The sequence below is a fragment of the Microbacterium kyungheense genome (genome assembly GCF_006783905.1).
Classification (GTDB): domain Bacteria; phylum Actinomycetota; class Actinomycetes; order Actinomycetales; family Microbacteriaceae; genus Microbacterium; species Microbacterium kyungheense.
Genome location: NZ_VFPE01000001.1, coordinates 344401 through 360100, shown reverse-complemented (window position 1 = coordinate 360100; position 15700 = coordinate 344401). Strand labels below are relative to the sequence as shown.

The following is a 15700-nucleotide window of genomic DNA, read 5'->3' as shown; positions in this document are numbered from 1 at the left end:
AATCCTCGGTTCAGGTCAGCAGCAGCACGAGCGCGACGACGGCGGCGGCGAGCACCACGACGGACACGGCGACCGCGATCAGCGCACGGCGGCGACGACGACGCGTCGCGGTGCCGTCCGCGGCCGGAGGAGGCGTGACGGACGACGGCGGTGCGACGACGGTCCGGGCCGCCACCACCGGTGCGACCGATCGCGGCGCCCGACGGTCCGGCGTCTCGTCGCCCGGCACGTAGGCGGCGCGACGCGCGACCGGCGGGGCGCCGGGGCCGGCAGGCGGTGCCGCCGGGGCGGCGCGGCGCACCGAGCGCAGCACGGTCTCGTCGGTGCGGTCCTCGATCGTCGTCCCGCCCGTGGTGCGCGTCTCGGACGGCGCCGAGGTCCCCGAAAAGGGCTCGGGCGCCGTGGGGCGGCGTCCGGCGATCGAGGTGGCGTCGAGATCGTCAGGCTGCGGGGGCACCGGCGTGCGACGCGGCGCGAGCGCGGTGCGGTCGTCCAGCTCGTCGCCCTCGACCGGCGCGGAGGCACGTCGGGGCGCCAGCACCGTGTCGTCGTCGAGCTCTTCGGGCGCCGGCGACGGCGCCCTGCGCGCCGACAGCACCGTGGCGTCGTCGGGCACGACACCGCGTCGGGTCGAGAGGACGGTGTGCTCGTCGAGGCCGTCATCGGCCGCCGGGTGCGGTGCGCGACGTCGCGTCGACAGCACGGTGGACTCGTCGGGCACGTCGGACGCCGGACGCGGCGCCGCGCGATGCGTCAGCTCGTCGTCGGGCTCGGGGACGATCACCCGTCGCTCCGCTGCAGCCGGACCTCGGCGTCGCCGAGCAGGAAGCGGTCACCCGCCTCGACCTCGACGCCGGGGGTCGCCTCGACTTCGGTGCCCATGACCGTCGCGAACAGGACGCCGTTGGTGGAGTCGAGGTCCACGACGTACCAGCGGTCGTCGCGCAGCTGCAGCCGGGCATGGGTCTTCGACACCGTGCCGTCCTGGATCGGGACGAGCTGCGCGGTCGGGAACTCGGCGTCCGCCGACGGGCGGCGTCCGAGGATCACGACGTCGGACGTGAGGGCCACCGGGTCGCCGGTGGGAGGAAGCAGCGTCCACTCCGTGCGCTTGCGACGAGCGATGACGGTCTCGTCGAACACGTCCTGCTCGTCGTCGTCCGGCACCTCGGGCCTGGTGTGCTGCGCAGACACCGACGAGCGCGCCGCGAACGGGATGCCGGCACCGGCAGCGCCCGTGACGGCCGAGACCGGGCCGGATGCCTCCGGGAACGCGTCCGCCTCCGGCATCGGAGAGTGCGCAGGGGCCCACGGCTCGCGGTCCTCGCCCGTGATCGCCGGGAGCGGCACGTCGGTCACCGGCGGGCGCATGATGCCCTCGCCGGGTGTGGCCGGCGACGACGGCTTCGGCGCGTACCTCTCGGGCGCCTCGGGCACCTCATACGCGGCCGGGACAGCGGGGATCGCCTCGGGGCCGGACGAGGGCACCGCCGAGATCGGCGCGGGAGCGCCCGGGAAGGCGCCCGTCACCTCGGCGCTGTGGTCGGTGGTGTCGAGCCCGAATCCCTGCCACGCGTCCGTGTCGCCCGAGGAGGCCGGGGATGCCTCGGGCACCGGCGCGCCGTCCAGAGCCGCTTCGGCGGCTGCGGCCGACACCGGTCGGCCGGGCAGCGGCGGCGGCGTCCATCCACCGGGCGGGGGCACCACGACGGGCGCGGCGGACACCGCGGGAGCAGGAGAGGCGGCCGCCGCAGGAGCGGCCGGGGCAGGGGCGGCGGGAGCGGGAGCGGGCACGACCGGAGCCGGCATCGTCTCCGGTGCGGCGGGCGCGGCGGCAGCCGGAGCTGGAGCCGGGGCGGCGGGTGCCGGCGGCGTGTAGGCGGGCGGGGGCGCGAAGCCGCTCACGGCGGGATCCGCCGCCGGTGCGGGGAACGCGGCCGTCGCGCCCGCGCGCGACGCCGGCGTGGGGAACGCCGGCAGCGGCGGGAGCCCCGCGGCTGCTTCGGCAGCACGCCGGGAGGCGGCTGGGCCCACGCGCCCGGAGGCTCCGCGCGACGCGTCAGCGGCGCGTGGAGAAGGCGTGGGGACAACTTCTCTTCCGACCCAGCGGGCGCTCCCCCAGCCGATCACCGACGCCCAGACGGGGAAGACGAGCACGCCCAGGACGGTCATGCCGACGCCGAAGCCGAACGCGACGCTGAGGCGGTAGACGACGAACACGAACACCACCACCAGCACGATGGCGCCCAGCACCGGGACGAAGGCGACGAGGAGCCACCAGCCCGACAGGCCCGCGAGCTGCAGCAGCACGACGGAGTTGAGGATCGGCACCCACGCCTTCCACGACTCGACCCCGGACTTGCGGAACACCGCTGACAGGGCCAGCGCGATCCAGACGTACACGGCCGCAGACAGCAGCAGGCTGATCAGCGACCCGACGAGGGCTGCGGTGGGATCGGTGGCGTTCATGGCGTGGGACGCACGGGCTCGGCCCGTCGTCTCCCCCTTTCGGCGATTCGGGCCTGATCGGCGGATCGGGCCTGGTCAGCGGATCGAGCGCGTGAGCCCGCTTCGGGCTTCAGCGGGCGGAGCAACGACCTCAACGATATTGCCGCACCGGCGGCGCTCCAGAAACCCGCCTCGCGACGGATCCCGCGGCGCTCCTCGTCGACGGCGCGCCAGTAGCCCGCGGCGTCGTCGTCCGACATCTCGGCGGGCGAGAACACGGCACGGTCCGCCTCGCGTGCGAGTCCGGCGCCCGCGGGCGTCGCGAACGATGCGGCGAGCTCGCTGCGGGTGAGGGTGCGCCCCGCGGTGCGGCCGCTGTCGATCGCCGCGTCGACGTACTCGTCCCAGCCCCCGGCGACCTGCGTCGCCGGGGTGCCGCTCCGGCGACGACGACGCCGACGCGCGGCCTTGGCCCACACGATCGCGAGGAAGGGGCCGAACGCGAGCAGCAGCACGAGCAGGGCGATGCCGCCGATCCGCAGGATGGGCCACAGCCACGCCAGGTCCAGCGCGGTCTGCTGCTCGTCCTGGTCATCCGACGCGGAGTCCTCCTGTGTCGGGTCGGGCGGCACGACCTCTTCCACCGTGTCGGGGCGGACCTCCGTGACGTTCTCGGGGTCGCGCTGCTCGGTGACGTCGAGGCTCGGGCTCTCGCGGTACTGCGGCGTGACGTCGATGGCGGTCCAGCTGCCGTCGGCCGCCTGCACCTCGGTCCACGCGGTGAGATCCTCGGCACGGCAGGCGCCGTCGTCGCACACCGACAGCTCCGGGTCGGCACTCGTCAGACGCGCGCCCAGCACGACGCGGGACGGGAAGCCGAGTTCGCGGGCCATGAGCGCGACCGCCACGGCGAACTGCTCGTCGTCGCCGATCGCCGCGACGTAGTTGCCGGAGACCTCGGCGCGCGGGTCGCTCTCGCGCTCCAGCAGGCGCGAGAACATCGTGTCGATGCGCGCGAGCGAGTGGCCCGACGCGCTCGGCTGGAACGCGTAGTCGCCCAGTGCCTGCGTCCACGCCGGCGCGCTCTCGCCCTCGCTGAGCCCGTGGCTCAGGTAGCCCCGCTCGCGCAGCAGCTTCACGAGACCGGCGAGCTCCGCGCCGTCCGACCCCGTCGCATGCTGGTCCATCCACGTGCGCAGGCTGTCGGGCGCGGCCACGCCGCCCTGGCTTCCGGGCGCCTTCAGCCCGTCCAGCTCGGCCGACGCCGGGGTGACCGCATGCACGACATACGAGTCGCCGGCGGCGAGACCTCCGCCGGCGGTCTGCACGCCGGCGGCCGCCGAGGCGTTGTAGTAGAAGCGATCGGCGAGCGACGCGGCCCGGTCGCCGTCGAAGTCGACCGCCTGCAGGCGGCCGGCGGTCGGCATCCAGATCTCGTCCCACGTGCCGATCTCGATCGTGAGCGCGACCTCGTCACCCTCGCCGGCGTCGAGGGTCGAGGGCACCCGGACGAAGCGGCCGGCGTCGACCGCGCCCTCGCCGCCGGAGCGGAACACCTCGCCGTCGTAGGCGTCGAGGGTCGCGATGCGCACGCGCTCGGGCAGCGCGCCCGAGGCCGCCTCGACGGTGAACAGCACGTCGCCGGCGCGGTCGTCGGCGAACAGCGACCGGTACTGCGCGAGCGGGCTCACCTCTGCCGAGAGGTCGATGTCCGGACCGACGGCCGAGCGCAGGACATCGCGGTCTGCGCCCCGCGCGGCGTACGGCACGACGGCGATCGCGATGACGAGCGCACCCACGACCATGCCCGTGCCGAGCACGGTGCGGCGGCGATCGGCCCCGGTGGGCCGGCGCGAGATGCGCACGCCGCTGGAAGCCGCGGCCCGCTGGAGTGCCCGGATGCGCTGGTCGTGCGTCCGCCAGGCGAGCCACAGCAGACACGTAAGCAGACCAGCGACGCCGATGGCGGTCTCGATCGGGGCGTACAGCGTCACGGGACCGAGCGTGAGAGGCGCGCTGACGGACGTGCGGCCGAAGAACAGGCCGAACGACACCATGCCGAGCGCCACCGGCACCGCGAGGTAGGCGGCGCGGTCGTCGCGCCATGCCAGCAGCAGGACGAGGCACGTGCCGATCAGGAACACCACGAGCGCCGGCACGAGCAGATTGCGGTACGAGCCGACCGGCAGCTCGACCGTCACGAGGTCCTTCCACGCGAACACGAGGCCGTTCGCGAGCTCGGCGAGGCCGCGCACGAGCTCGGGCACCGCGCCCAGCCGCGAAGGCACCGCGAGCGGCACGCCGACGAGCACGACCGTGACGGCGAGCACGCCCGCGACGATCGCGGCGTTCCAGCGTCGCCACCACGCGACCGCGGCGATGGCGCCGCCCAGGACGGAGCCGACGGCGACGAGCAGCAGGAAGCTTCCCGAGCGGTAGATGGGCCAGGCCGCGACGGCGGCCACGACGACGATCAGCAGCGTGAAGACGGCGCCGGCGGCGATGCGCGGCACGAAGAGACGGGGCGCCGCGCGGCGGTCCGACGGGTCGCCGGGGGATGCGGCATCCACTCTCGCGCCCCCGACGGGGACCTTGCCCGTCCCCGGAGCGCCCGGCACCATGCCCGCGCTCACGATGTCGCTCCTCGCAGCAGCAGGCCCGCGAGGTCGTCGAGCGTTCCGACCGTCAGCACGGTCATGCCCGAGACCGGCTGCATACGCGGGTGGGCGCGCTCGTCGCAGATGAGGCCGACGACCTCGGTGTCGGCGGGGAACGCGAGAGCCGCCTGCTGCAGACGTGTGAGAGGCACGCGCGAGCCGACCACGACGAACGCGATCGACAGGCGCTCGCCCGACTCCGCGGTCAGGCGGCACACGTCGCCCACCGGCATGGTGCTCTCGAGCAGGTCGACGCCGCTGAAGCCGTCGAGCATCGGCCGGGGCGCCGCCGACGGGATGTGCCGGTTCGCGCGCAGCCGGCCGCGGACCACCCGCGGGATCTCGGAGCCGACGACGATCTGCACGTCACGGGCGTCGTGCACGGCGCGCAGCCCCAGCGATGCCGCGCACGAGACGGCCAGCTCGAACTCGTCGGAGTCGGCGTACTCGGCCTCGGACACCGCCAGCACGACGGCCATGCGCGAGCGCCGCGACTCCTCGTACTGCCGCACCATCAGGCGGCCCGTCTTGGCCGTCGACTTCCAGTGGATCTGCCGGCGGGAGTCCCCGGGCGCGTATTCGCGGATCGCGTGGAACGACATGTCGGCGTCGACGAGCCGACGTGTCGGGTTGCCCTCGAGGTCGCGGATGAGTCCGGCGCTCGTCGACGGCAGCGATGTCGTCCGGGGGTGGACGTAGACCTCGTGCACGTCCTCGAACGCACGCTCGCGGTGCAGCAGCCCGATGGGGTCGCTGCGCACCGTCGTCGCCGGTCCCACCGTCACGATCCCCCGCCGCATGCCGGGGATGTCGAGCGGCTGGGAGATGTGGTGGCCGGGCCGCAGCAGCGGCACCCCGAACTCCACGAGCCCCGCGCCGACCGGGATGTCGATGCGCCCGGGCAGCGACAGGCGGTGCCCGTCGTTGCGCACCACGATCTCGCCGGCCACGTCGTCCCCCGCCACGACCCGCTCGTGCGTGAGCGTCAGGTCGACGTCGTACGAACGCGCCCCGAAGAGGAATGGGATCGCCGCCAGCAGCAGGAGCACGGATGCCGCACCCGCGACCATCCATTCGACCCAGCCGAACAGCATCCCGAGCACCAGCCCGATGGTCGCCGCGAACGCGACGAGCGCGCCGGCGGGCCGGATCGTCTCGGCCGACCACTCGGCCGCGGTGCGGATGCCCGAGCCGGCGGCGCGCCACACACCCGTCCACCACACCGCCGCGCGCACGAAGGCACGCGACCGGCGCGACCGCCCGGTGCCGAACGCCGTGCTCGTCGCGGTGACGTGCGTGCGTCCGGACGCGCCGGTGCGACCGGCCGTGCCGGTGGAGTGGACGGTGCGGGTGAGCCGCGACTCTTCGAGCGTCATGCGGTCTCGCGACGTGAGGGCGGGGCGACGTCGAGCAGCACCTGCCCGACGACGGTCTCTTGCGTGACGCCGTCGAACTCGGCCTCGGGGTGCAGGATCAGGCGGTGCGAGAGCACCGGCACGGCCAGCGCCTTCACGTCGTCCGGCGTCGCGTAGGTGCGGCCCTGCGACGCGGCGCGCGTGCGCGCCGCGCGGGTGAGGGCGAGCGCGCCGCGGATGCTGACGCCCAGGCGCACCTCGTCGGCCGTGCGGGTGCTGTCGACGAGGCGTGCGATGTAGTCCAGCACGAGTGCGTCGACGTAGACCTGGGCGCCGAGATCGGCCATGCCCACGAGCGCCTGCGGCGTGATGATCGGGGTGAGCTCGGCGGTCGCGACGGCCGCGCCGTCGAGGATCCGCACGGTCGCGGCGTGATCCGGGTACCCCAGCGACGTGCGCATCATGAACCGGTCGAGCTGCGCCTCGGGAAGCCGATAGGTGCCGGCCTGCTCGACGGGGTTCTGCGTCGCCAGCACGAGGAACGGCACGCCGACCGGACGCGAGACGCCGTCGATCGTGACGCGCCCCTCCTCCATGACCTCCAGCAGCGCCGACTGCGTCTTCGGGCTCGCCCGGTTGATCTCGTCCGCCAGCACGATGTTGGCGAAGATCGGCCCGGCGTGGAACTCGAACACGCCCTCCTTCTGGTCGTAGACGCTCAGGCCCGTGATGTCGCTCGGCAGCAGGTCGGGCGTGAACTGGATGCGCGTGTTGGTGCCCTGCACCGACTGCCCCATGGCGCGGGCGAGCGACGTCTTGCCCGTCCCCGGCACGTCCTCCAGCAGCACGTGGCCGTCGCTCAGCATCGCCGTGAGCACGAGCTCGACCACGTGGCGCTTGCCCAGCACCGCGCGCTCGACGTTGTCGGCGATCTGGCCGAACGTCTGCGCGAACCAGTCGGCCTGCTCCTGCGTGATGGTCATGTCGTTGTCGTCCTTGGTTCGGGGAGGGAGAGTGGATGCCGCGGCCCTGGGTGGCGGGGCGGCCCGGGTTCAGGCGTCTGTTCCGCTCAGCGGGCTACGGGGCTCGATCGCGTATCCAGGTGGTGCCGTTCCAGTACGCCTCGCTGTCGTCACCGAGCGACACGTACTGCCCCGGCGTCCAGGCGGTGGTCTGCCCCAGCGCCCCGAGCGAGCGGAGTTCGCTGAGGTTGCCCGGGAGACGGGCGTAGTCGGGCGTGAAGTACCCGGGGGAACCCGCGACGACGCCGGTCGGCAGCGGTTCGTTGGGGGTGCAGTTCGTGACGCCGAAGGTCCGGCTCGCGTCGTTCAGTCCGTACGCGCCCCACGAGGCGGTCCACTTGAGACCCTCGATCGTCGCGGTGCCCGCCGGCACCTTCCAGCCGCCCTCATAGGTGAGCTGACGGCCGTTCTTCGCACGGAAGACGACGCTCGCGTCGCTCCACGTGATCGCCGCCTTCTTGCCGCCGATGGCCGACGAGTTGCCGCCGAGTGCCAGCGTCTGGCCGCCCGCGCACGCGCCGATGCTCCAGTTCGCCCACACCTGGTACGGCGCACTTCCCGCGGCAGGGGTCACCGTCGCCCTGGCCGAGTCGTAGCCCCAGAACTGGTGGTGGTACCACACCTGGATGCCCGGGTCGTTGTCGAAGATCGTGTTGTTCGGGAAGTTCGAGAACTGCACCTCGTTGTTGCGCGGGGGCCGCTCCGGAGACGTGGGGGGCGCCGTGATGACCCATTCGAAGCGGCTGCCGCTGTCGCGCGGCTGGGCGCCGACCACGAAGGTGTAATCACGCGGAGCCTTGCCCGACTGCTGCGCACGGGTGCTCGCTGTCGACTCGGCTCGACCGTACGAGCGGTCGCCCCAGACCGATTCGACGCAGACGCGGTACGTGTACTCGTTGCCGTCGTCCACCACGAACTGGGCCCGGAACGAGGTGTCGGTGCCGCTGTTCGCGGGCTCTTCGGCGACACAGCGCTGGCCGTCCTGGACGACGCCGAACTCGAGCGTGGATCCGTCGCCGTTGCGGTTCGCCGAGGCGGCAGCCGTGATCGTCGAGGTGCCGTCGCCGTTGGACGCGGAGGTGAGCGTGAGGTACGGGGACTGCGGCGCGCCGACGCCGTTCGTCGTGACCGTCACCGTGCCGCCCGACGTGCTTCCGCCGAGTCCCGGCGGAAGCTCGAACCTCGAGTACGGCGTGATCCTCACGAGGGTCGCCTGATTCGTGCCGACGCGGTACCACGGCACGTCGACCGTGGGCCGGTTGCCGTTCACCGGCACCCGGACCGTCTCGCCGGTGTCGCTCTTGATCTCGAGGCTGCCGGTGGATCCGGTGTCGATGCCGTCGATCACGAGCGAGACGATGCCGCCCTGGCCGTCACCGGTCACGACGGGCTCGGCCGTCACGCGCTGCGGCGCCGGCGGCGCGTCGTACGCCCAGGCCACGGTGCGCACGCTCGACTTCGACTCGCCGACGGAGTTGACCGCCCACGCCTCGTAGGTGCGCTGCTCGCCGTTGGGCGCCGGGATCGCGGGGCACACACCGTTCGCGGTGCAGCGGGCGACCTCCTGCCCGTTCCAGCGGATGACGAAGCCCGTCAGCGCCGGGTAGGCCAGGCGGGCCTCGCCGGGGTCGACCCGCAGCGTCGCGGTGCCGTTGGCGTACGAGGCCTGCGACACGCTCGCCGGCGACTTGGGGTAGCCGAGCAGATCCAGCAGCACGCGGCCGTCGCGCTCGGAGTTGGTGATGCGGCCCTGGGCGTCGCGGACCGAGAACGAGGCCGTGCAGGTCGCACCGGGCGCGTCCCCCGTCCACGACGCGGTGACCGAGGTCGCCGACGCCACCGCGAAGCTCACGCCCGCGCACGCGCCGGTGGGCTGCACAGAGACGAGTTCGAGCGGGGTGCCGGGCAGCGGGTTGACCTCTCCGCTCGCCCCGATGACCGGGATGCCGCACGACGAGCCCGAGGCCTGCGTGCACTGCTTCACGACCGAGCCGCCCTGGGGCAGCGTCGACGGCGCCGCCCCCACCCGCAGGATGAGGCGCGCCGGCGCGACGGCCGGGTGGCTCGTCACCGACACCATCACGACCTCCTCCGACCCCGGCACGGCGCGGTCGGCGCCCGTGACGGTGAGGGTGGAGCCGTTCTGCGTGACCTCGAACCCGGCGCCGGAGTGCTCGGTGGCGTAGGCGATGCCGTCCCAGTCCGCACGCAGCTGCCACGTCGTCATCGTCTTCAGGTCGTATGTCGCCGTCTCGCCCGGACCGACCGTGATCGAGGCCGGACGCAGCTCGGGCTGGGGGTCGCGCGGCTTCACCGTGACCGGCACCGACAGGTACGTCCAGTCGGTCTTGCCGTCGAGCCGGACCTGCACCCGGCACGCGTCCACCCAGGGCGCGCCCGTGCCCGCGTCGTACCGCACGGTCGTGCCGGACTCGATCGCGCACACGGCCTCGGGACGCGCGCCGGACGCCTGGACCTCGGCGCCGACCTCGAGCCGCGAGCCCTTGGGGCGTGCGACGAGCTCGGCCATGTCGAACGTGGTCGACTCCTGCTCGGTCACCTCGGGGGTCTTCGCTCCCGCTCGCAGGGTCAGCGCGAGATCGTCGTCACCGGGGACACGGAGGAATCCGTACGAGGTGACCTCCTCGCCCGCCGAGTTCACGCCGGTCACCGCGAACGGGATCAGCCGGGTCTTCTCGGGCAGCTCACCGCGCAGCTTGGAGCCCTGGACCGAGACGCCCTCGGGCTCGCCCCACAGCGACAGCGTCAGATCGCCCACGTCGCCGCCCGACCACGTCACCTTGTCGCCCAGCACATCCACGCCGCGCGGGAAGTCGTCGCGCGTCTCGACCGTGAGGTTCGTGTCGGCGACAACGGGGAAGTCGGGCACGCTCTCGCGTACGACACGCACCACGACGAGACCGCGGCCGGTGTTGCCGGAGGACGACTCGACGTCGTACAGGAACGACATCGTCGTCGGCTCGTCGCCCGCTGCGATCACGACCGTGGCGTCGTCGACGTCGAGGATGCGGTCGTTCAGGCGCGCGTACTCGGGGTTCTCGCTGCCGTCCATGAGAGCTGCGGGAGCGTCGGGCCGGATGTCGGTGACCGTCAGCGTGCCCATCGTCGGATCGACGTCGTTCGAGAGCGGGCTCACCCGGATCGTGTTGCCGTCGCCCGCCTGCACCTGCACGTAGTCGGTGTAGGTGATCGGGCTCGGGTTGGCCTCGCTGTCGAGCACGCCGATGCGCACGGTGCCCTCGGCGCTCTCGCCGAACGAGTCGACCACGCGGTAGCGGAACGAGACCTGGCCCTTGTCGCCGGGAACGCTCGTGTAGATGATGGATGCCCCGTCCGCGGCGATCGTCGCGGCACCGCGCTGCGGCTGCTCCACGATGCGGTCGAGGGTCACGACGTCGCCGTCGGGGTCCATGCCGAAGCCGTCGAACTCGATCTGCGCGGCCTGGCCGCTGAGCACGCGGCCCTCCATGGTGTCGGCGGTCGGCGCGCGGTTCGCGTCGTCGTCGATCACCTGCACCCGCACGGTGGCGGTGTCGGCGAGCGACGGCGATCCCGTGGTGAACACCGAGTAGTCGATGCCGTACTCGCCGGGCGCGTCGGGGGCCAGGTAGCGCAGCACGTCACCGGACGCGAAGGCGAGGGCGTCCGGCGTCGACGAGGCGACGGATGCCGGATTGAGCGTCGGCCGCCCACCCGCCGGCGAGATGTCGTTGTCGAGGACGGGGATGTCGATCTGCGCACCGGCCCGCACGACGACGGTGTCGTCGACGGCGATGGGTGCGAGCTCGGGAGCCGGCGGCAGCAGGTACACGGTGGCCTGGCCCTGTGCGCTCGAGCCGGCATCCTCGGTGCCGTCGCTCACGAGATACGTCACGGTGCCGAGGCGGCCTGGGCTCCCGTCGGCCGTCGTCCCCGACACGCGCAGGTGATTCTGCCCGACGGCGTCCACCGAGAGGGTGGCACCGTCGTCGGCGCGCGCGACGACGTCGCTGAGCAGCAGCACGCGTCGCGTCGGGTTCGACACGGCGTCGAACACCTCGAGCGTGGCGTCTTCCTGCGGATGGACGAAGGCCACCACCGGCGACGTGGCGAGCTGGGCGGGCGCATCGGCGGGCAGCAGCGTCATCCGCGCCGTCCCGGTCGCCTCGCTCGTGCCGTCGGTCACCGTGAAGTCGACGCGGTAGGTGCCGGGATCCTTTGCGGTGAAGTCGAACGACGTCGAGCCGCCGACGACGGTCGCGGTCGCGGCGGCGTCGTCGAGGACGCGGACGGAGTCCAGCGACAGCGTCCCGGCGGTGCCGGTGACGTGCTCGGCGACGTCGACGGTGATGCTCGACGCGACGGTGTCGGTCACGGCGAACGACTGCACGGCGAGCTTGGGCTGCGGCGAGACGCGCACCACGAGCGACTTGACCGCCGTCTGTCCCTGCGTGTCGGCGACGGTCACCGCGAGCTCGATCATCTGCTCGCCGGTCTGACCGTCGTCGCTGTGCTGGTAGACGACGTCGCCGCCCGGCGTGGCCGCGACGCTGCCGACGCCCTTGACGTTCTCGACCGACAGCAGCAGCAGCGGGTCGCCCTCGGGGTCGACCCAGCCGTTGAGCACCGGCACCGTCACGGTGCCGCCCAGGGCGACCTCGGGCTGCGGCCACTCGACCAGGCAGCGCTCGACGCCGCACCACTCGGGCGCCGACTCGGCCCCGGCTCCCGCGACGGCGAGCGTGACCGTCGTCGGCTCAGAGTTGAGCCCGTTCTCGGCCGTGCCGTCCGTGACGGCGTACGAGAACGTCGCCGAGCCTGTCGCGTCGGCGGCGACCTGCACCGCGAAGCGCTGGCCATCGTCGGTGACCGTCACGCTCCCGAACCCGGGATCCAGCCCCGCGACCGACGCGGGGTCGATGGTCAGCACGTCCTCGTTGGGGTCGTGGTCGTTCAGCAGGACCGGGAGCGTCGCCAGCGCGCCGGGGCGCACCCCGAAGGCGTCCGGCTCGGCGATCGGCGGCTTCGGGTCGAGGACGACCTGCAGCTGCTCGTCGCTGGGCACCGCGTCGGGATCGGTGCGGTCATCGAGCGTCCAGTCCTGGCTCGAGGTGATCAGCGCACCATCGGGCACCGACCATGCCCAGCCCGACCGCGTCTCGTTGAGGATCATGGCCGAGGCGCCGGCCACGAACGCCGGTCGCCGGGCGTCGCCCATGCTCTCGCCGTTGTAGTCGAGGGGCACCGTGCCCTCCCCGGACCGCCACAGCAGACCGCCCGCGTCGCCCTGCCCGAGCCACGCGGCGTAGGTGACGCCGTCGTGCGTGACCGGCTGAGCCGGGGTGCCCACGACGGCGCCGTTGCCGCCGCCGACCTCGACCTGCATGTCGGAACCGTCCACCGGCACCCGCACGAGCGTCGTGTCGTCGGCGAGGTAGACGCTCGAGCCGCGCGCGTCGGGCGCGCCGACCACCACGGTGCTCGTCATCGGCGCCTGCTCGACGGCATCCTGGCCCCGCAGCCACACGTCGCCGTCCTCGGTGTCGACGAGCGCCCACGTGTCGCCGGCGGCGGTGATCGCCGGCGCCGACAGACCCTCGGGGTCGAGCGCGTCGCGGCCGCGGACGTCGGCGTCGGCGATGTCGTAGCGCAGCACCGAGCCGTCGGCGCGGGAGTAGGCGAACAGCATGCCGCGGGTGTCGACGGCGATGGCGTCCGCGGTGTACTGCGGCGCGTTCTCGTCGTCCGAGGGGAACGGGTCGAGCTTCGCCGCCGGACCGCCCGACAGGCGTCCGGCGTACACGGCGCCTGAGTCGGTGAGGTAGGCGGCGTAGTCCCCCGCCGTCACGACCTCGGTCGTTCCCGCAGGGGTCTTCTGCGACGACTGCAGCGCCTCTTCGTCGAGATCGGCCGGCATGGACTCGTCGATGCGCGTGATGGTGCTGTAACTGTCGCTGAACAGGTACGCGCCGTCGGCGGTCTGCACGACCTGGTCGGGGTTGCTGATGCTGCGGACCGTGTCGAGCTCGCCCACCGACGTGTTCACGCGGGCGTAGCGGCGACCGTCACCGGTCTGCAGGGCCCACACGGCCGTGTCGACGTCGGGGGTCTCCTGCGCGTCGAGGCCGGGCCACACCACGCTCACGCCGACGACCGCAGCGACCACGGCTCCGGCGGCGATCAGGCCGAACAGGGTGCCGCGGCGCATGCGGCGTCCCTCCGCCATCAGAGCGCTCCCGTCGCGACGAGCGTGACGACGACGGCGCCCGCGCCGACGACGAGGCCCGCGCCGATGCCGATGAGCCACGGCAGCGCGCGACGGAGTCCTTCGCGGCCGCGGCGACGGGCGGGCGACGAGATCTCGGTGTCCTCGTCACGGGCAAGCGCGGCGACGCCGGTTCCCGCGCGCGACTTGCGGGTGAGGTCGCGCTCGACGCGCGAGCGTGCCGGACCCCGCAGACCGGAGTCGGCGAAGTCCACGGGGGCGGATGCCGGCGACCATTCCGCGTCCGGGATCTCCAGCGGCGTGGGTGAGAGGCCGAGCTCGGCCTGCACCGCCCGCAGCGCCTCGCCGAAGGCGCGAGCCGAGTCGTGGCGGCGGGCAGGGTCCCGGTTCATCGCGGTGGCCAGAAGCGTCTGCAGTGCGACCGGCACGTCGTGACGAGGGATCTCGACGTACGACGCCCGCGCGATGCGCCGGCGCAGGAGGTCCTTCGTGTTCTGCCCGCGCTCCCGGCGCTCGAACGGACTGTGGCCAGCCAGCAGCGAGTACACGGTCGCGCCGAGACTCCACACCTCGCTGGCGACGGTGCCGCTCGTCTGCTCGGCGACGACCTCGGGCGCGCTCCACGGGATCGACATCGCGAGGACCTCGCCGCCGCTCTTGCGCTGCAGCGACGCCGAGATGCCGAAGTCGGCGAGCACCGGGGTCCCGAAGGTCGTGATGAGGATGTTGCTCGGCTTGACGTCGCGATGGATCAGTCCGGCGCGGTGCGCGGACTCCAGCGCGCTCGCCATGCGCACGCCGATCGCCAGCACCTCGTCGACCGGCATCCGCTCGACGCGGTAGCGCTGCGACAGCGAGCCGGGACAGAACTCCATCACGATGTAGGGGCGGCCGTCGGCCGAGATGCTCGCCTGGTAGACGGTGACGATCGACGGGTGGGCCGACAGATGCGCGAGCACGTCCGCCTCGGCGTTGAACATGCGTCGCAGCTCGGGGTCGCGCACGTCGCTGGGCATGACCTTGACGGCGACGTTGCGGCGCGGCATGTCCTGCTCGTACAGGAAGACATCCGCGAATCCACCCGACCCGAGCGGGCGGATATAGGCGAGCCCGGGCAGGATCGGGGGTGCCGAAGGGAGCCGCGTTGCCACCGCACCTCCCCTTTCCCCGAACCCGATGTCTGCATGCACGCCGCGCTGCGGCAACAAACCTGGCTAGCCTAACAAACCAGCCCTGCGAACGAGCCACGGTCCACCCGTGACAGGCATCCGGGCGCCGTCGCGCCCGCGAATTGATGGATTCAGTCCAACTCATCGGGTTCATGCGGGTCGAACGGCGCATCCAGCGACTTCGTCAGGTCGGCGAGCATCGCCTCGATCTGCGGCTCGACGTACTCGGCGACGGCCGCCTGGATCCGCAGCCGGTGGTGCAGCAGGATCGTGCACACCTCGCGACCCACCATGTTGGCGTAGTCGTCCGCCAGTCCGACTTCCTGACGGAGCGCCGCCTTCGCCTCATCGGTCAGCGGCGGCAGCGCGGGCACATCGGCGTCCGCCTCTTCGGCGAGCCCGGCGATGGTGAAGAGGAACGGCGCGCCGGGCAACGGCTCGGGGTCGAGCGGGAGGCCCTCGAACTCGGGGTCCAGCCCCTCGCTCGGCCGGTAGCTGCGCGCCCGGTTGCGGGTCGCCTGCTGGTCGAGCTCGGCCTGGAGCATGGGCAGGTTCAGCGCGGTGTACTCCGCGACGGAGCGGTCCACGATCGTCTTCACACGCGTCGACAGTCCGTGCTGAACGCCGTGCGGCACGTCGGCGCCGAGACCCGCGGCCGAGAGGACCGGCGACCCGAAGCAGCGGCGGCACGGCGCCGTGCGTCCGCGGTGCGTGGCGGGCTCCCAGCGGGGCAGCCACGCGAGCCAGGCGTCCACCGCCTGGCTGACCTGGGTCTCGAGCGACCGCTCCACGCGGTCCACGGTAGTACGCGCACCCGCTCAGC

The 15700-nt window shown here is 73.0% G+C and carries 8 protein-coding genes; all 8 read right to left on the bottom strand.

Going from position 1 to position 15700, the window contains the following annotated elements; all coding sequences use genetic code 11:
* Positions 1-10: 10 nt before the first annotated feature.
* Positions 11-784 (bottom strand): hypothetical protein, encoded by a 774-nt coding sequence (locus FB391_RS01560; RefSeq protein WP_141892547.1) that lies wholly within the window; start codon positions 782-784, stop codon positions 11-13.
* Entirely contained in the window at positions 781-2469 is a 1689-nt protein-coding gene (locus FB391_RS19565) for a DUF5684 domain-containing protein (RefSeq protein WP_185842885.1), read from the bottom strand. Before FB391_RS19565 ends, FB391_RS01560 begins: the two co-directional genes overlap by 4 nt.
* A complete protein-coding gene (locus FB391_RS01545) occupies positions 2466-5081 on the bottom strand; it encodes a transglutaminase TgpA family protein (protein ID WP_246093315.1) in 2616 nt (871 codons plus the stop codon). Before FB391_RS01545 ends, FB391_RS19565 begins: the two co-directional genes overlap by 4 nt.
* Positions 5078-6481, bottom strand: a complete 1404-nt coding sequence (locus tag FB391_RS01540) for a DUF58 domain-containing protein (protein WP_141892544.1) — start codon at positions 6479-6481, stop codon at positions 5078-5080. Before FB391_RS01540 ends, FB391_RS01545 begins: the two co-directional genes overlap by 4 nt.
* On the bottom strand, positions 6478-7443 hold the full coding sequence (locus FB391_RS01535; RefSeq protein ID WP_141892543.1) for an AAA family ATPase: 966 nt from the start codon (positions 7441-7443) through the stop codon (positions 6478-6480). Before FB391_RS01535 ends, FB391_RS01540 begins: the two co-directional genes overlap by 4 nt.
* Positions 7444-7537: 94 nt before the next feature.
* A complete protein-coding gene (locus FB391_RS01530; RefSeq protein WP_246093314.1) occupies positions 7538-13690 on the bottom strand; it encodes an Ig-like domain-containing protein in 6153 nt (2050 codons plus the stop codon).
* A 17-nt stretch (positions 13691-13707) separates the two neighbouring features.
* Positions 13708-14859, bottom strand: coding sequence for a serine/threonine-protein kinase (locus FB391_RS01525; RefSeq protein ID WP_141892542.1), 1152 nt, complete (start codon positions 14857-14859; stop codon positions 13708-13710).
* Between the two features lie 149 nt (positions 14860-15008).
* Positions 15009-15668: a spermidine/putrescine ABC transporter substrate-binding protein gene (locus FB391_RS01520; protein WP_141892541.1), complete on the bottom strand. Its 660-nt coding sequence runs from the start codon at positions 15666-15668 to the stop codon at positions 15009-15011.
* Positions 15669-15700 lie beyond the last annotated feature (32 nt).